At 44.0% G+C, this 16,175-nt stretch carries 17 protein-coding genes; 14 read left to right on the top strand and 3 right to left on the bottom strand.

Going from position 1 to position 16,175, the window contains the following annotated elements; translation table 11 throughout:
• Window positions 1-348: 348 nt before the first annotated feature.
• Together R7R24_RS12810 and R7R24_RS12805 are read left to right on the top strand one after the other, a co-directional pair.
• Window positions 349-1,110: a hypothetical protein gene (locus tag R7R24_RS12810; RefSeq protein ID WP_054579200.1), complete on the top strand. Its 762-nt coding sequence runs from the start codon at window positions 349-351 to the stop codon at window positions 1,108-1,110.
• A 103-nt stretch (window positions 1,111-1,213) separates the two neighbouring features.
• Complete coding sequence (locus R7R24_RS12805) at window positions 1,214-2,245, top strand: hypothetical protein (RefSeq protein ID WP_054579201.1); 1,032 nt, start codon at window positions 1,214-1,216, stop codon at window positions 2,243-2,245.
• A 163-nt stretch (window positions 2,246-2,408) separates the two neighbouring features.
• Here R7R24_RS12805 and R7R24_RS12800 read toward each other — a convergent pair whose 3' ends face one another.
• Window positions 2,409-2,765 carry a YibL family ribosome-associated protein gene (locus R7R24_RS12800; RefSeq protein ID WP_005374274.1) on the bottom strand — a complete coding sequence of 119 codons (357 nt, stop codon included), beginning with the start codon at window positions 2,763-2,765 and terminating at the stop codon, window positions 2,409-2,411.
• Between the two features lie 85 nt (window positions 2,766-2,850).
• Window positions 2,851-3,846, bottom strand: coding sequence for a 2-hydroxyacid dehydrogenase (locus R7R24_RS12795; RefSeq protein WP_054579202.1), 996 nt, complete (start codon window positions 3,844-3,846; stop codon window positions 2,851-2,853).
• Between the two features lie 241 nt (window positions 3,847-4,087).
• Between R7R24_RS12795 and R7R24_RS12790 the strand changes: the two genes are divergently transcribed.
• Window positions 4,088-4,570 carry a L,D-transpeptidase family protein gene (locus tag R7R24_RS12790; RefSeq protein ID WP_054574480.1) on the top strand — a complete coding sequence of 161 codons (483 nt, stop codon included), beginning with the start codon at window positions 4,088-4,090 and terminating at the stop codon, window positions 4,568-4,570.
• A gap of 35 nt (window positions 4,571-4,605) precedes the next feature.
• Here the strand turns inward: R7R24_RS12790 and R7R24_RS12785 are convergent, their stop codons facing one another.
• On the bottom strand, window positions 4,606-5,316 hold the full coding sequence (locus R7R24_RS12785; protein ID WP_104976325.1) for a glycerophosphodiester phosphodiesterase family protein: 711 nt from the start codon (window positions 5,314-5,316) through the stop codon (window positions 4,606-4,608).
• Window positions 5,317-5,547: 231 nt separating this feature from the next.
• Between R7R24_RS12785 and R7R24_RS12780 the strand changes: the two genes are divergently transcribed.
• The 11 genes from R7R24_RS12780 to R7R24_RS12730 all read left to right on the top strand — a co-directional run bounded on the left by R7R24_RS12780 (window position 5,548) and on the right by R7R24_RS12730 (window position 16,164).
• The gene (locus R7R24_RS12780; RefSeq protein ID WP_005386018.1) at window positions 5,548-6,213 is read left to right on the top strand and encodes a response regulator transcription factor; all 666 of its coding nucleotides are present in this window, start codon (window positions 5,548-5,550) and stop codon (window positions 6,211-6,213) included.
• Entirely contained in the window at window positions 6,213-7,586 is a 1,374-nt protein-coding gene (locus R7R24_RS12775) for a sensor histidine kinase (protein WP_054701940.1), read from the top strand. Before R7R24_RS12780 ends, R7R24_RS12775 begins: the two co-directional genes overlap by 1 nt.
• A gap of 207 nt (window positions 7,587-7,793) precedes the next feature.
• Complete coding sequence (locus tag R7R24_RS12770; protein WP_054579204.1) at window positions 7,794-9,887, top strand: TonB-dependent siderophore receptor; 2,094 nt, start codon at window positions 7,794-7,796, stop codon at window positions 9,885-9,887.
• A 74-nt stretch (window positions 9,888-9,961) separates the two neighbouring features.
• The gene (locus R7R24_RS12765; RefSeq protein ID WP_169644381.1) at window positions 9,962-10,729 is read left to right on the top strand and encodes a DUF3450 domain-containing protein; all 768 of its coding nucleotides are present in this window, start codon (window positions 9,962-9,964) and stop codon (window positions 10,727-10,729) included.
• On the top strand, window positions 10,730-12,097 hold the full coding sequence (locus tag R7R24_RS12760) for a MotA/TolQ/ExbB proton channel family protein (RefSeq protein ID WP_025768072.1): 1,368 nt from the start codon (window positions 10,730-10,732) through the stop codon (window positions 12,095-12,097). It begins immediately after the preceding gene.
• Complete coding sequence (locus R7R24_RS12755) at window positions 12,097-12,651, top strand: MotA/TolQ/ExbB proton channel family protein (protein ID WP_017635540.1); 555 nt, start codon at window positions 12,097-12,099, stop codon at window positions 12,649-12,651. Before R7R24_RS12760 ends, R7R24_RS12755 begins: the two co-directional genes overlap by 1 nt.
• Window positions 12,648-13,052, top strand: a complete 405-nt coding sequence (locus R7R24_RS12750) for an ExbD/TolR family protein (RefSeq protein WP_005374257.1) — start codon at window positions 12,648-12,650, stop codon at window positions 13,050-13,052. The genes R7R24_RS12755 and R7R24_RS12750 overlap by 4 nt, the downstream gene beginning before the upstream one ends.
• Window positions 13,052-13,672, top strand: a complete 621-nt coding sequence (locus tag R7R24_RS12745; protein ID WP_005374256.1) for an energy transducer TonB — start codon at window positions 13,052-13,054, stop codon at window positions 13,670-13,672. The genes R7R24_RS12750 and R7R24_RS12745 overlap by 1 nt, the downstream gene beginning before the upstream one ends.
• The gene (locus tag R7R24_RS12740) at window positions 13,669-14,841 is read left to right on the top strand and encodes a tetratricopeptide repeat protein (protein WP_191115969.1); all 1,173 of its coding nucleotides are present in this window, start codon (window positions 13,669-13,671) and stop codon (window positions 14,839-14,841) included. The genes R7R24_RS12745 and R7R24_RS12740 overlap by 4 nt, the downstream gene beginning before the upstream one ends.
• A 133-nt stretch (window positions 14,842-14,974) precedes the next feature.
• Window positions 14,975-15,604 carry a PepSY-associated TM helix domain-containing protein gene (locus R7R24_RS12735; RefSeq protein WP_005374254.1) on the top strand — a complete coding sequence of 210 codons (630 nt, stop codon included), beginning with the start codon at window positions 14,975-14,977 and terminating at the stop codon, window positions 15,602-15,604.
• Between the two features lie 20 nt (window positions 15,605-15,624).
• Window positions 15,625-16,164 carry a DUF2271 domain-containing protein gene (locus R7R24_RS12730; protein WP_025768071.1) on the top strand — a complete coding sequence of 180 codons (540 nt, stop codon included), beginning with the start codon at window positions 15,625-15,627 and terminating at the stop codon, window positions 16,162-16,164.
• Window positions 16,165-16,175: the final 11 nt, after the last annotated feature.

Genomic DNA, 16,175 nt, shown 5'->3' with positions numbered 1-16,175 from the left:
GAAAGCACCGGTCTTGAAAACCGGCATACGTTAATAGCGTATCTAGGGTTCAAATCCCTATCTCTCCGCCACTTTTAAAAAAACCGCTGTTCTTACAGCGGTTTTTTTGTATCTGCTGTTTTTTAACCGCTGTTATCGAAACTTCTAATTGATTTTTCTCTAGCTCTTTCTCCAAGTTTTTGCGTACCTACTTTGGGTTTAGTTTACGCAGTAATACCTTCAATCGAAGACATTTCCATACGTCTCATTTGGGCTTCAAATAGAGCTTTGTTAAGTCTCAACGTGGGATGCTTAAACGCATTTTGATAGAGTTCCAGTCTAAATACTGCGGATGCACTTGGAGAAAAAATGAAGCTACTTTACTGGTTAGATGAATGGCAAGCTCTTACTCAACAAGAACAAGAGATGGCTTTACCTATCTCTGGCTACGATTTACTTGATGATGTGTTTGTGAAGTATGAACTCGTCGATCTTAACAAGCCATTGTTGTTCACATTTTCTCCTTCCGGTACTGATGTGCAGGTACAAGATTTAACTCCGGATTTTTCTCCTTGGGGCTACGAGCTCGGAATACAACAACAAGTAAACATTATTGCCTTTCAACATTTAGGACAAAGTAATTGGTTCCGTAGTCGGAATTTGATTTTCTTTCTGGAGCAGCTATCTGAGTTGCTTCACCCCTTCAAATGTCGTTTGGGTTATGGGCAAAGTCGAGGTGGCTTTGCAATTAGCGCGTTTGCTAACTTGCTGAAACTAGAACATCTTTTGTTGTTTTATCCTGTTAGCACAAAAAATAAAGCGTTGGTGCCTTGGGATGATCGGCCGAGTACTGAGCTTGCTCAGCAGTTTGCTTGGGAAAGCGGCTACCATGATCGAGATTTGGGCAATGCCAAAGGTTATATTATTTATGACCCATCCAATCGCATTGATTGTCTTCATGCTGAACGTTACCCAGAGCTAACTCATTTAAAAGTCGTCGGTATGGGGCACGGCACTCAATCCACACAATTAGATAAATTAGAATTTTTTAATCTGGTGGCGAAGGAGTTTGTTCGTCATCAAACCATAGATATTGACCAATTTAATAAGCAAATTCACGCTTTGTTTTAAAAGAGGACTGATATCAGAGTCCCCTGTAACCAGGGGGAGATGATCACACACTAAAAACTAGATTTTTAACACAATTGCTAGGCGCAATTTAGATGGAGGATTAATGAAGTTACTGTACTGGTTGGATGAATGGCTGGCTCTTTCTCGTGAAGAACAGCAAACCAGGCTACCGATGTCCGGGGAGGACTTACTTGATGATGTGTTTGTTAAGTATGAGTTTGTCGACCGAAATAAACCACTGTTGTTCACCTTTTCCCCTGCTGGTACGAATCTACAAGTACAGGACTTACACTCAGACTTTGCGCCTTGGGGTTATCGCTTAGCCCAGAAACAAAAAGTAAATATTATTTCATTTCAGCATCTTGGGAAAAGTAACTGGTTTCGCAGCCGTAATTTGATTTTCTTTCTAGAGCAGCTATCAACTTTACTTGAGCCTTTTGAATGTCGTTTAGGTTATGGGCTTAGCCGCGGTGGTTTTGCTATTGGTGCCTTTTCTAATCTATTAAAGTTGGATCAAGTATTGATGTTTCACCCGGTCAGCACAAAAAACAAAGTGCTGGTGCCATGGGATGATAGGTCAAGTACTGAACTTGCCCAACAATTTGATTGGGAAGGAAAGTATCACGACCTCGACCTTGGCGATGCAAAAGGCTATATCATTTATGATCCAACTAATGAAATCGACCGCCTTCACGCCAAACGCTACCCAGAGCTCACTCACTTGAGAGTCTTTGGGATGGGACATGGTACCCACGCGACGTATTTGAATAAATTCGGTTTTTATAAGCAAGTGGCCGTAGACTTTATACGTTATCAGAAGATAGATATAGCGCAGTTTCGTCATCAGACCAAAACGCTGCGCTTAAAAGAAGATTACTATCAGTGCCTTAACAAGGCGAATGCGAGTTCACAGCATCGTTTAAACTTACTGAGTACCGCTCATAATGTACTAATTGAAGAAAAGAAAGAACATGTGAAGGAGCATCAAGCGCAAATCGATATTCAGCCACTTGTTGATATTGCACTTAAGCATGAGTATGACAACCCGCAAGATGCAGTACAGCTTTTGGAAGTCGCTCAGCAGTTGGTTCCGAATGATCCCGTTGTGGAGCACAAGTTGCAGCAACTGTCGTAACGTTGAGGTGTAATGCGGACGATATTGGTCGAAATAGGTCAGTGGCTTTTGTCGCTGGCCTTTTTAATAGCTTATGGATTGATATTTCGATGAAATCTAATGAAGCAGTACAAAATAAAAAGCCCAAGCAAATGCTTGGGCTCCATAAATGTTAATGCGAGTTTTAAAACTCTTTTGGCGCAAAGCCTGTCATCACATCAAGGCGAAGTTCTTTACCAACTTTTGTTAATGGGTGAACGATTACTAAGCCGCGTACACGTTTTTTCAGTTTGCCGATGTCCGCTTGTTCTGCTTTGGTGATTTCACGAGAGAAAGGCATATCAAGTAAGCTTTTACGTTCTTTGTTCAGCTCATAGTTTTGCTTGTGCTTTAACTGGTTAAGCTTTTTGGTCAGCTGTTCTACTTCATCCGTGAACTTTGTAATCATTTCGTGATCACCACGAGAACGTGCCGCATCAAGTTTACGTTGGCATGTATCTAAACGGTTGTGCAGCTTTTGAATATCAGTTTTTATGCTCATGGTAATTTGGCTCAAATTTTAAATAGTCGAGGAGTATAGCATAGCTGAGATCACACGCTCTACTATACTTCTCGATTGTCTGGCTTTAGTTAATCAGTTCATTGCCCGATACGTTACCAGAGAAAAAGGCTTCGACGTTATCAAGCGTCACAGAGGCAATATTATTCAGTGCTTCGTGAGTCAAGAATGCTTGGTGGCCAGTAAACAGCACGTTATGACAAGCCGATAAACGGCGGAAAACATCATCTACAATGACATCGTTAGATTTATCTTGGAAGAATAAGTCTTTTTCATTGTCATACACGTCTAGGCCAAGCGCACCAATCTTACCTTGTTTCAACGCTTCTATCGCCGCTAGTGAATCTAGCAACTCGCCTCGACTGGTGTTAATGATCATTACACCATCTTTCATTTGCGCGAAGGCTTTTTCGTTCAATAAGTGATAGTTTTCTTCACTCATTGGACAATGGAGAGAGATAATATCCGCATTAGCGTAGATTTCTTCAAGCGAACAGTAACGGGCTCCCATTTCTAGCGCTAATGGGTTTTCGTAGGGGTCGTAGCAAAGCAGTTCCATGCCAAGCCCTTTGAAGATACGCATCGTCGCGATACCAATCTTACCCGTACCAATAACACCAACGGTTTTTCCGAAAAAGTTAAAGCCAACAAGACCTTCTAGCGAGAAGTTGGCGTCACGTGTCCGTTGGTAGGCCTTGTGAAGGCGGCGGTTTAGGCACATCATTAAACCAACCGTGTGCTCTGCCACTGCTTCTGGTGAGTAAGCAGGAACTCGAACCACTTGTAAGCCTAGTTCTTTGGCTGCTTGTTGATCAACTTTATCATATCCCGCGCAGCGCATAGCAATAAGCTTGGTCCCGCCCAGAGAAAGCTGTTTAAGGACAGGAGCTGAAAGATCATCATTAACAAACGCACATACAACATCACTGCCGTGCGCCATCTTGGCTGTTTTTTCGGTTAGTCGGAAGTCGTGATAGTGAAATTCAAAATCGCGGTTATTTTTAATTTTATTAAAAGAGGCTTCGTCGTAGGATTTTGCACTAAAAAAAGCAATGTTAATCATGGTTCCCTCTCAAAAAGTACGGACTTTATAAATAAATATGCTTATAAAGTAATGCAACTTAGCCGCAATGAATAGAGAAATCTTCTCTTTGACTTTGTTGTATCAAATAACGATAAGAAGTACGCCTTTCAGCGAGTGCTATCTTACGGTTCCGCATTAGATACTGTTTGCTTTACGAGCCTTAACTGACTAGCATTATCGCTCTTTTCTTGTTCACTTTATTAGCTTAGGCGTTACGACAATGTCAGTAAAATGGTTCTCTATGTTCTTGTGTTGTGTGTTTGCTTCGGGCACTCACGCAGCTGTTGACCTTGTTAAAGTCGACAAGTCTAAGCGTCGAATGTATTTGATGGAACAAGGAGCAGTGCTAAAAGAATACCGAATTGCTTTAGGAGCGAACCCGCAAGGACATAAACAAGAAGAGGGAGACAATCGCACGCCAGAGGGCGAGTACACTCTAGATTATGTTATAGAGGACTCTGCTTTTTATCGTTCTGTGCATATCAGTTACCCTGATGCGATTGATACGTTGGAAGCGAGGCGCCGAGGTGTCTCCCCTGGAGGGAACATCAAAATTCATGGCTTAAAAAACGGTGAGAGTCAGTTGCCGATTTACATCCAAAGTTTTGATTGGACTAATGGGTGTATTGCGATTACCAACGAGGAAATGGACGAATTTATCCAGCTCGTCGAGATGGGGACACCAATTCAGATTGAGTGGTAATAAAAGGTCCCCTTTAATGTTCTGGCTCTTATAGGCTATGGCATAAAGCGCTGTGGATGATCACTAAAAATACCGTCTAACTGAGGCAGGTATTTCAGTTTATTTGGATTGTTCACCGTATAGCACATCACTTTGTAACCGGCTTGTTGGAGTTTGTTTATCTGGCGAGTGCGAACCCAGTTAATGTTTAGGTTGCAGCTATAGGCACTAACTTCTTCCAAAAGGCGTTTATCTTTTCTCGTAAAGAATTCACTTAACACACCCAATCGGTAGCCACTGCAGCATTTGTGCATCGCTCTAATGACGTCATGACTAAAGCTGGATAGGAGTACATTCTCTTGCGGCATTGGACTTTTTGCTAACGCATTGGCTAGAGTCTGCGCCACTTCTTCCGCTGGATGGTTGTCTACTTTAACTTCAATATTCAAGTTAAGCTTATTCTCAGTAGCTAAAGTGAGCAGTTCATCTAGTGTCAAGATCTTCTCGCCTGAAAAGTCTGTGCTAAACCAACTACCGAAATCTAATGCTTTTAACTCTTCCAGGGTGAGCTCATCAACACGCCCTTGTCCATTGCTGCATCGATTGACGGTATGATCATGGCAAACCACTAAAACATTATCTTTGGTAGGTTGTATATCCACTTCCACCCACTTTAATCCCAGGTCAATGGCTGCTTGAATGCTTATTTTTGTATTCTCAGGGTATGAACCTGCCACGCCACGGTGACCAATTAATAACGTTTCCATTCGCTTTATCTTTTGCTTTGCGGTTGCCAGATTGTACTCGTTTTTTCTATGAAGATATATCTAGGTGCATATTGTTAGGAGCCTTTAGTACAAGTGAACATTAAACTCTAATTAGTACGTTGCTGCTTCTTGGACTGAGTCCTGTGGACTTAAAGCCTTAGAGTGTGTAGTTGTTTAATTGGTAAATGAGTAATAAAATGCGAACCATTTTTATTTGAATGGTGAGTGGTAATGTCACGAGTTTTGATAGTCGATGATGACGTTCCTTTGTGCGAGCTGTTAGAAGCGGTTTTGCAAGAGGAGGGCTACATCGTCTCTTCTGTACATTGCGGTGAAAGTGCGCTGCAATATATGGAAAAAACGCCTGTAGATCTTGTATTGCTTGATGTCATGTTACCAAACCTTAACGGTATGCAAGTTGCTCGTAGGATCTGTCAGCGCTTCGCGACACCTATCCTAATGCTTACCGCTCTCAACGATGAAAACTCGATGCTTGATGGTTACCAAGCGGGGGCCGATCAGTATATCGGAAAGCCCTTTAATGTCGCTGAGCTTCTAATGCGCATCAAAGCGATTCTTCGTCGTGTTGGCTTGGAACGTCAACGTCAGACGATGTGTAGTACCGTTCAAACGATCAGTGACCAGCTTAATAGCTTACCCCTCACAAGTACGGAAGCTGAACTATTGAGCTACTTGGTAAAAAACCAAGGAGTCGTGATTTCAAAAGCAGAGCTTCAAACTGAAGTGTTAAAGAAAGAGCTGAGTCCTTTTGATCGCAACCTTGATATGCACATCAGTAACATACGTCGCAAGTTAGTTGAAGCGGGGCTTTCCAAGCAACATATCAAAACCTTCCGTGGCAAAGGTTACAGTTATTTAGAGGCTGTAAACCGTTAATGAAGCTCCGGTGTCCACCTTTTATTGCAAAACGTAAAGATAGCTTAGCGTTCAAGTTATTTAGTTGCATGACCGCAATTGTCATTAGTATTTTGGTCGTGCAATCCTTAGCGGAACAAGCTCTGGTGAAAGCCATGTTGAAAGTGCCCGATAGTGTGCGAGAAGAAATGCTAGACCTTGCACATCAAGCCAATGTATTGATTGAGCACGGAGACATGGACGAACTTGCTGACTGGGCAAATGCGCAAAACTTTTATTTATTTGTGTTGAATGAACATCAGCAACCAGTTACGCACCGTCTGATGCATCCGCACTTCGAGTTCAAACTTCAATTTAAGAGAAGCATTGATGATCAACTTGAGGGGAAAGTGAATCGCCCCATCATCAATATTCCTTTAGTTCATGGCAATACTTTAGTGATTCAGTTGCCACATCGACTGCACCCTGCAAATGACTTCATTCTGTATTTCTCTATTCTCAAAGTCGTGATTGCAGTGGTTATTTTGGCGCTCTTTTCACTGCTAATGGCACGTAACTTACAGCAACCATTGGATCGATTGAGAGAAGCAAGCAAAAAGCTATCTAATGGAGATTTTAATGTCAGTGTCGTGAAAGAGCTGAAGTCGAGCACGCGTGAGTTTAACGAGTTAGCGCAAGATTTCGATCACATGACGCAACAGATTCATTCTCTCGCTGAAAAGCAGCGACTGCTTATAAGAGATGTCTCTCACGAATTGAGAACGCCGTTAGCGAGGCAGAACTTGGTTCTGCATCTTTTGCGAAAGCGTGTTGGAGAAAGTGAGCAAAGTCTAGTGACAAGGCTAGAAGATGAAGCAAAAGAGCTAAACCATTTGATCAGCGATATATTGGAGTTCAGTCGCTTGGAAAATGCGCGTTTCGACAAAGCCACGAAACGCTGTGATTTAGAAGTTTTGGTCTCCCCGCAAGTAGAGCGTTGCAAAATAGATTTGAAGTCAGAACAGACGTTGTCTTTCCGCTCAGAAGCTGTATGTGCTAAAGCTTTTTGTGAAGAAACGCTCGTCATTCGTTGTTTGAACAATCTTATTGGTAATGCCATTAAATATTCAGGACAAGCATCTCAGATAGAAGTTTCTCTGGAAAATTATGTCAAAGAAGGGCAGCAGTTCACCACCATGTCAGTATCTGATGATGGGCCTGGTATTCCAGATAACAAGCTGGTCGATATTTTTGATCCGTTTACGCGCTTAGATGCTTCTAGAGATAAAAAGCTTGGTGGCTACGGTTTAGGTCTTGCGATTGTCAAAGAATCCATGCGTATTATGGGTGGAGCAGTTACGGCGAAAAACCGTGAGCAAGGTGGTCTGAGGGTTACTTTAGTGTTCAAGCAATAAGTATGATTAAGTCGTAATTTTTGTGATTAATATCACATTATCATGGCGCATCATCAGAGAGTACTTTACAAAAGTTTGCAAATGCAAAGAATGTAAATTTAATGCAAATGGTAATACTTATCACTTATATTCACCCGCGAAATAATTAAGAGGGAATCGCATTCAACAAGTATGTGACCCGAAAAATAATAATCGGAGTGAAAGGATATGTTTACTAAGAGCCATTTGGCGTTAGTGATCGGTGCAGTGTTAGCAACACCTGCAGTGGCGGAAGTTCAAACAGACGAACATGTAGTTGTAGAAGGTCGAGAGTTTGGCTACAAGGCAGATACAAACAGTACAGCAATGCGCATGGAAATGACGCAGCTGGAAACGCCGGGACAAGTAGCGGTTATCGATGAAACGGTAATTGATGAGCAGCGTGCAAGTACACTTGGTGAAGTGCTACGTAACGATGCAAGTGTTAGCGCGGGTGGTACAAGCCGTAACCGCGAACGTTTCTCTCTACGTGGTTTTGAACTTAGCAGTTCAGACGGTTTTCTTCGTGATGGTCGTCAACACTGGTCACACTACCGTCAGCCAATTGAGCTTTTAGAGCGTGTTGAAGTGCTTAAAGGTCCATCAGGTCTGCTATACGGTAAATCTGAACCGGGTGGCTTGGTAAACATGGTTTCGAAAAAACCAACAACTCAAACACAAGCAAGTTTGAGTCAAGATCTAGGTTCGAATGATCACTCACGCACTGTGCTTGATGTGAGTGGCGCGCTAAATGATGCAGAGACACTGCGAGCGCGCGCAATTTTTGCCAAAGAAAGCTACGGCTCTTGGCGCAGGTACGGTGATGGCACTGAGCCTAGAACAGATCGTACGGTAGCGGGCCTAGTGGTTGAGTACGACATCACCGACAACTTTATGGTGTCAGCGCATTACGATCGCACGAAAGACGATGGTAGCGTAGACTCTGGCGCATACATTGTTGATGGCAAAGCGGTTCGCGGTGATAAGTACATTTGGGATGCGCAGTGGTCTGAAATTGATAACGAAGTAGAAAACTACGGTGTCGATATTAATGCGCAAGTCACGGATAACGTGAACGTAAAAGCAGGTTACAACCGCCAAGACTTTAAGCGTTTTGATGTAGAGTCTTACCCTAAGTTTGATCAGTATGAAGAGTTAAATACGATTAAGCATCGAGGCAACGATCGCTCCGATAATTGGGTATTTGATACTGCATATATAGATGTGACGACGGACTTTACTTTGTTCGGTACGGAAAACACGTTGTTAGTGGGCGCTAACTACTTAGACTACAGTTATGATCGCTTTATGGCATTTCATAATGAGGCGAGTATTGCGCCAGGAGAAACGGTGCCTAAGCCTAGCTATAGTAGTTCGAGGAAATCACCAACAGCTGAGTACGATACTTGGGGTATCTACGCGCAAAATATGATGACGATTAATGATTACTGGCAAGTGCTTGCAGGTGTTCGTTATGACGAAAAGCGTGATGATGAACTGACCGAAAACCAAGTTTCTCCAAAGTTAGGTGTGATATTCCACCCATCGACGAATGGCTCGGTTTACGTTCAGTATTCTGAAAGCTTCATGCCTCAAGGTGAAGTCAGCAACGGTAGTCGTACCTACATCAATGAAGGTGAGAAACTCGACGCTGAGCGTGGTATCTCTTATGAAATCGGTACGAAGTGGGAACTGTTTGATCAGCGTTTATTTGTATCTGGTGCTGTGTTTGATATCACGTTAGAGAACATCTCGCTGGATGTTGAAAGCGGCAAAGACGCGGGCGGCAATCTCCTACACAAGAAAACGCAAGGTGGTGAGCAAGTTCACAAAGGCGCTGAGTTAATGGCTCAAGGTTTTGTGACCCCAGAGTTGTCGCTAACCGCTTCTGCAATGTATTTGGATGCAGAGCTTAAGAAGGCAGAAAGATATGAGGGCAACCGCCCTGTAGACGTGCCAGAGTTCTCGGCAAGCCTATGGTCTAGCTACAAGGTTCAAGACAACACTAACTTAAACCTTGGTTTGATTTATGAAGGTGATCGCTACGGTGATGCAAAAAACACCTTCAAGAAAGATGGCTACGCTCGCGTTGATATGGGCGTGTCATACAAACATAAGTACGATGAAAACTTGGATATCATTGCTCGATTCAATGTCGAGAATTTATTCGATACCGACTACTTCGCAGGTGGTGGTAGCACGAATGGCGAGCAAAAAGGTGCGAGTGGGGTTGTGGTTGGAGAAAGCCGCAACTACATGGCAACAATCCAGTTCAAGTACTGATAACAATTTGATTATTAAAGGGGAAGGGTAGTCTTCCCCTTTGGTCGTTTTTGGAACACAGAAATATAACTCGTATGAATCTAATGAAATCAAGTATCGCTCTGTTGATATCATCGGTTTTGATTCCCGCTCACGCGGCGAACTTAAACGATGCACAAGCTGTGCAGAGTAAAACAAACCAGTCGTCGGCGGTAAGCCAAAAACGTATTGATGCAAGCGCAGAAAAATCACTTACTCTAGAAGCTGAAATTGAGCAGCTGCAAGAAGAAGTCGGTAACTTGAAGATTTATCGCGATCATCTTGCAAGCCTTGTTGAGAGCCAAAATCAAGAAGTTGATAGCTTGAACGAGCAAATTGAACAGATTGCTCAAACTCGTCAAGGTGTCGTGCCTTTAATGTATCACATGCTTGAGGGCTTAAAAGTGCTCGTCGCTAACGACAAGCCTATACGCAAAGCGCAACGTGAGGAGCGAATTGCAAAGCTGGATTCCATGATGACGCGTGCAGACGTTGCGGATGCAGAGAAGTTTCGTCGTATTTTAGAAGCGTACCAAATTGAAATGGATTACGGCACCAAGCTTGGCGTTTACCAAGGCAAGATTAACCTGGGTGACAATGAAACTGTGGAGGCGGACATTCTCTATTTAGGCCGTTTGTCTTTGGTAGCGCGTAGCTTATCTGGTGACACATTTTGGAGCTGGTCACAGCAACAACAAGCATGGCAACAAGTGGGTTCTGAGCAAAAATCAGAGCTAGACAAAGCGTTCGCTATGGCGAATAAACAGATCGCGCCGAGTATGTTAACTCTGCCAGTGTCGTTAACCGCTGCGGAGGGCAAATAAATGATGAAAAAATGGTTATCGGTTGCATTAATCTCGACAGCCGCATTAATGCCTTATACAACTTTTGCTAGTGATGCGTTGTTACAAAAGGCGCAGCAAGAAAATCGTCAACAGCAATCGCACAATGTCGCGCGTGAATCAGGTTTTAAGCAAACAGAGCAAGACCTACAGGCTATAAAGAATAAATTGGTGGCAGAGCGTGCTGCTCTTCAAGCAGAGGCGGACTCATTAAGTGTTACCTTCGGTGAAAATGAAGCAGAACTGGCACAGCTAGAAGAAAAGTTGCGTCTAGAAACCGGGAGCCTAGGTGAGTTATTTGGCGTCGTTCGCCAGAACGCAAAAGAGCTAGAGTCTGAGCTAAAAAGCTCAGTAACCGGTGTAGATGCAAACTCATATCAGAAAGATATCGATGCTATTGTTGCGGCTAAATCACTGCCAACGTTGACCCAACTTCAGGCGATGTGGCGCAGCATGGAAGAACAAATCAAAGCAAGCGGTGAAATGGCAAACGTCTCTTTCACACTGCTAAATGGCGAAGGTCGTGAACAAACGGTTAATGGTGTTCGTCTTGGTTCTATGGCGCTGCTGGATGAGACTGGCTACGTTAAGTGGAATGGTCAACGCGGAGACGCGGTAAACTATCTTCGTCAGCCTGAGAACGGTCCAACAGCGAATACTATTTCCTCTGGTGACATTGATGCACTTGTCATTGATCCGTCACGTGGCATTCTTCTTGAACAGCTTGCAAACTCACCGACTTTGGCTGATCGCCTAAATGCGGGTGGCGTTGTCGGCAAAATCATCCTTGGCTTATTGGCTATCGGCCTATTGATTGCGCTCGTACGTGGTGCATCACTGATGATTTCGCGTCAGAAAATCATGAAGCAACTGAAAACCCCAGCGCAGCCAGGAAACAACCCTTTGGGTCGCGTGCTTGCGGTATACCAGAAAGACAAGCATCGCAGCGTAGAAGCGTTAGAACTACGTCTTTTGGAAGCTGTTGTTGATGAGCAAACCCACCTAGAAAAAGGGTTGTCGATGCTTAAGCTTCTTGCTGCTCTAGCTCCTATGCTTGGCCTACTAGGCACGGTAACGGGTATGATCGAAACCTTCCAAGTCATCACTCAATTTGGTAATGGTGATCCGAAAGTAATGGCGGGTGGTATTTCAATGGCACTTGTGACTACCGTACTTGGCCTTGTTTCAGCCATGCCTTTGCTATTAGCGCACAACGTATTGAGCTCTCAAGCAGAAAATATTCGCAGTATCTTAGAAAAACAAGGCATCGGTTTAGTTGCAGAACAAGCTGAGCGTGATATGCCGAGTAACAAAAGTCACTCTAACACCTTAGCGGAGAACGCAGCGTAATGGAGCAGATCCTACTCAGCACATTGGGTTTGATCAGTGAGGATTGGGCCACAACCTTGATGAGCTTTATGCAGCAAGGTGGTCAAATCCTATGGTGGCTGGCCGCTGTCGTGGCGGTGTGCTGGCTGTTGGTTATGGAGCGAGTTATTTATCTCACAACGGTTTTCCCTGGGGTAAAAAAACAGCTTTGTGAGCAGTGGCAAGCAAGATCAGAGCACCACTCTTGGTACGCGCATCAAATCCGTGAAGGATGGATTGCAAAAGCGCAAATCGAACTGCGCCAAAACCTATCGACTATTAAGCTACTTGTGGCGGTTTGCCCAATGCTAGGGTTGTTAGGGACGGTGACAGGCATGATTACGGTGTTTGACGTAATGGCATCGCAAGGCAGCAGCAATCCGAAATTGATGGCTTCTGGTATCTCACTTGCTACGCTGCCAACCATGGCAGGTATGGTAGCAGCGCTTGCGGGCATGTTTATTCATGCTCGCCTTAGCAAAGTGTGTGAACGAAAAGCTATCCAGTTAGAACAATCTTTAAGGAGTCAAAAGTGAGACTCGGACGCAGACCTAACCAACAAGATGAAGCTCAAGTCGATTTAACCTCGATGCTTGATATCGTCTTCATCATGTTGATCTTCTTCATTGTGACCAGTTCGTTTGTACGTGAATCCGGTGTAGAAGTGAATCGCCCTCAGGCTTCTAATGTAGTAAGTCAAAAAGACGCGGGCATTTTTATCGCAGTAACGGCAGCGAATGATGTGTACATTGACAAACGAGTGGTTGATATTGAGCGTGTTGAGGCCTCTATTGAGCACCTGTTACTTGATCAGCCTGATGCTTCGTTAGTTATCCAAGCTGACGAGCATGCTTACAATGGCACTGTCGTGAAAGTGATGGACGCTGCAAAGGCAGCAGGTGTGAAGAACATTGCATTGGCGGCGGAGAAACCTTAATGGGCAGGCTGTTACTTGCACTACCAGCATCACTGTTAATTTCTGTGAGCTTGTTTAGCTTTATGGCGTGGATGGTTGATAAAGGCAACCAGCGTGCACCAGAAGCTTCAGAAGCCGTTCGTTTTGATATGGTGATGGTAGAGAATGAAGCAGACGTGCAGCGTCGTCAACGTTCAGTGCCGGAGCAACCAGAACCACCTCAAGCGCCGGAGCCAATGGATCTGTCTCAAGCTGACACTCAAATGGAACCAATGAGTCAGATGACGCCAGTCAGTGCTTTAGGTTTAAACACTGCCCTTGAAGGCATCGCGATTAGTGCACCAAACTTGAAGGGAACAATGGGCAACCAGCAAGCACTGCCGTTGTATCGTGTTGATCCTCGCTATCCAAGTAAGGCGCTGAAACGTAGAGTGGAAGGTTATGTCATTATGCGTTTCACGATCGATGCAACTGGACGACCAAAAGATATTGAAGTGATCGAGGCTGAGCCCGAGCGCATGTTTGAAAGGGAAGCAATCCGTGCGCTTAAAAAATGGAAGTATCAGCCAAAAGTTGAGGATGGTGTGTCAATTGAGCAGTTCGGACAAACCGCTAAAGTGGAGTTCAAGTTAGCCAAATGATGAAAAAATTCTTAATCGGTACGGTATTAAGCCTGAGTGCACTCTCAACCATTGCCAGTGAGTTAAGCCAATACACCGCAGCGAGAGTTCAACGAGCACATAATTTGGCTCAAGAAGAGAAACTGAAAGAAGCGATTTCATCTCTTGAAGCTATGGAGCTTTCTCGTGGATATGACCAAGCTTATGTCGCTCGAATGTTAGGTATTTTTTACTGGCAGAACGAGCAAACTCAAGCGGCGATTAAGCAACTTGAGTTGGCAGTCAATAGTGGTTTGCTACAAGATGAGCAAGCATGGCAAACCCGAAAAATGTTGGCTGATATACTGCTGAACGAGCAACGTTTTTCTAAGGCGTTACCTCATTACTATGCCTTGAGCAAAAACATTCCTAAAGGTCAAAAAGCGCATGAGCTATGGCTGCGTATTTCCCAATCTCATTATCAACTGAGTCAGTGGCAAAAAGTGCTTTCAGCAATGGCTCGTTATGAGAAGTTTGGGCAGCCAGACAAGCTTGGCGCATTGTCGATAAAGCTTTCTGCTGAGCTAGAACTGAAAAAGTGGAAGCCGGCAATCTCGACCATCAAACGCTTGATCGCGATTGAACCTGAGCGAATTGAATGGTGGCGTCAGCTTGTTGCTCTTTACCTGCGTGTTGATGACAACAAACGTGCTCTGGACTCTTTGGCGTTGGCAAAACTGAAAGGATTACAACTTAGCCAAGATGACTTAAAGCTGCTGGCACAATTGTACGCGAAACGAGGTATTCCTGAGAGAGCTGCATTGGTGATGAACGAGCTAGAGGATGTTAACTCGAATAGTAAGCTAAAAGCTCAGCAAGCAACGTATTGGCAAATGGCAAAAGAGTGGGAAGAGTCTATTGATAGCTGGCGTATTGCTGCTCAGCTAGATAGGCAGTATTACTGGAACTATTCTCAACTGTTGGTGCAAGAAGGCCATTATAAAGATGCCATTGCCGCGCTCGATAATGTCAGAGGTCGTAAAGCGGATGTTGCACTTATCAAAACTCGCGCTTACTACAAACTTAAGCGGTTTGACGATGCGCTCGCTAATGCCAAAAGAGCGAATGAGATTAAGCCATCGAATCAGGCAAAAAGTTGGGTTAAGTATCTATCTCAGCTACGCAAAGTAGAATCGACGCAGAACTCATAGCGAACATTTTTATTAAATACCCGAGCTCAGTCTCGGGTATTTTTTTGTTTAAAGTAAACAATGTAAATTAAATGCCAATACGAATGATTATCACCTAAATTATGTCCCACATTTATTGGTGATGATTGTTTCTATGTTGCTTAAAAGCAAAGGTGTTCAAACTTGGGCTCGCCGCCTACATATCTATATTTCGATGGCTCTTCTCTTAGTTACGCTGTTTTTTGCAGTAACTGGTATTACCCTCAATCGCCCCGAATTGTTTGAACGCAGTGAACCTATCATTCAACAACATACTCTGACGGTTCCGCACTCAGTTCTATTCTCACATTCAGATACCTTTCAACCTAATCGTGAAGGGCTGGTGGCTTTCTTGACTAAAGAAACCGAGCTTCGCGGCACTCCCTCCGCACTAGATGTGTATACCGAAGTTGAGCAAGGTGAGTTGTTACTCGGAGAGCTTTCTATGGATTTTAAAGGCCCGGGTTATAACGCTACGGTCTTTATTGATATGACTACTGGTGCAGCAGACGTCGAAACGACGCACTACGGTATTGTTGCGCTGCTGAACGATCTACATAAAGGACGCAACAGTGGTGGGATTTGGAAGTGGTTTATCGACGTCACTGCGCTTTTGATGGTGTTTTTTGTTCTTACAGGCGTGTGCTTGTTACTGCCTAAGAAGAAGACGCTCAGAACGTCAATGCAATGGATGAGCTTTGGTACGTTACTGTCGCTCGTAATTTATTTTGTTGCTGTTCCATAACAGCTTTTTAGAGAACACTTATGTTGAACACAGGAAGATTTTTCCGCCGTAATCACTTTTGTAAAGCCGCTTTGATCGCGGCTTTTACTCCTTTCTCTCTTTCCGCGGCGCCTCTACCAGATAACGCGAAGGTCGACTTCGAACTCGAACTTCCAAAGATAGATACCTCAATGTATGCACGCCCTTATGTGGCGGTTTGGGTTGAAAACGATCAGCGTAAACCGGTTAAAACCATTCAGTTATGGGTAGGGAAAGACGAATGGTTAAAAGATCTACGCAGCTGGTGGAGAAAAACGGGTCGTTATGATCGTGAACTTGTTGATGCGGTGACTTCTGCAACACGTCCTGCTGGTCAATACCGCTTTGTCTGGGATGGAACCAATGACTCAGGGGAGCGTTTGGAACAAGGAAATTACACGTTGTACGTCGAAGTCGTTCGTGAACACGGTGGGCGAAACTACTTACGTCAAAAAATAACGCTAGCGGACAGTGACGTACGCTATGAGCTTAAACCAACACAAGAGACGGGTGTCATCACCGTCAATTATCAAGTTAAGTGATTAAAGGACAC

Source organism: Vibrio sp. 704, from assembly GCF_033339295.1.
This window is presented reverse-complemented; position numbering and strand designations above follow the sequence as displayed.

What these genes read in the sequence shown, in the direction of transcription:
- R7R24_RS12810 (WP_054579200.1), top strand. Translation starts at nt 349, where the DNA reads ATGAAGCTACTTTACTGGTTAGATGAATGGCAAGCTCTTACTCAACAA.
- R7R24_RS12805 (WP_054579201.1), top strand. Translation starts at nt 1,214, where the DNA reads ATGAAGTTACTGTACTGGTTGGATGAATGGCTGGCTCTTTCTCGTGAA.
- R7R24_RS12800 (WP_005374274.1), bottom strand. Translation starts at nt 2,765, where the DNA reads ATGAGCATAAAAACTGATATTCAAAAGCTGCACAACCGTTTAGATACA.
- R7R24_RS12795 (WP_054579202.1), bottom strand. Translation starts at nt 3,846, where the DNA reads ATGATTAACATTGCTTTTTTTAGTGCAAAATCCTACGACGAAGCCTCT.
- R7R24_RS12790 (WP_054574480.1), top strand. Translation starts at nt 4,088, where the DNA reads ATGTCAGTAAAATGGTTCTCTATGTTCTTGTGTTGTGTGTTTGCTTCG.
- R7R24_RS12785 (WP_104976325.1), bottom strand. Translation starts at nt 5,316, where the DNA reads ATGGAAACGTTATTAATTGGTCACCGTGGCGTGGCAGGTTCATACCCT.
- R7R24_RS12780 (WP_005386018.1), top strand. Translation starts at nt 5,548, where the DNA reads ATGTCACGAGTTTTGATAGTCGATGATGACGTTCCTTTGTGCGAGCTG.
- R7R24_RS12775 (WP_054701940.1), top strand. Translation starts at nt 6,213, where the DNA reads ATGAAGCTCCGGTGTCCACCTTTTATTGCAAAACGTAAAGATAGCTTA.
- R7R24_RS12770 (WP_054579204.1), top strand. Translation starts at nt 7,794, where the DNA reads ATGTTTACTAAGAGCCATTTGGCGTTAGTGATCGGTGCAGTGTTAGCA.
- R7R24_RS12765 (WP_169644381.1), top strand. Translation starts at nt 9,962, where the DNA reads ATGAATCTAATGAAATCAAGTATCGCTCTGTTGATATCATCGGTTTTG.
- R7R24_RS12760 (WP_025768072.1), top strand. Translation starts at nt 10,730, where the DNA reads ATGATGAAAAAATGGTTATCGGTTGCATTAATCTCGACAGCCGCATTA.
- R7R24_RS12755 (WP_017635540.1), top strand. Translation starts at nt 12,097, where the DNA reads ATGGAGCAGATCCTACTCAGCACATTGGGTTTGATCAGTGAGGATTGG.
- R7R24_RS12745 (WP_005374256.1), top strand. Translation starts at nt 13,052, where the DNA reads ATGGGCAGGCTGTTACTTGCACTACCAGCATCACTGTTAATTTCTGTG.
- R7R24_RS12740 (WP_191115969.1), top strand. Translation starts at nt 13,669, where the DNA reads ATGATGAAAAAATTCTTAATCGGTACGGTATTAAGCCTGAGTGCACTC.
- R7R24_RS12735 (WP_005374254.1), top strand. Translation starts at nt 14,975, where the DNA reads ATGTTGCTTAAAAGCAAAGGTGTTCAAACTTGGGCTCGCCGCCTACAT.
- R7R24_RS12730 (WP_025768071.1), top strand. Translation starts at nt 15,625, where the DNA reads ATGTTGAACACAGGAAGATTTTTCCGCCGTAATCACTTTTGTAAAGCC.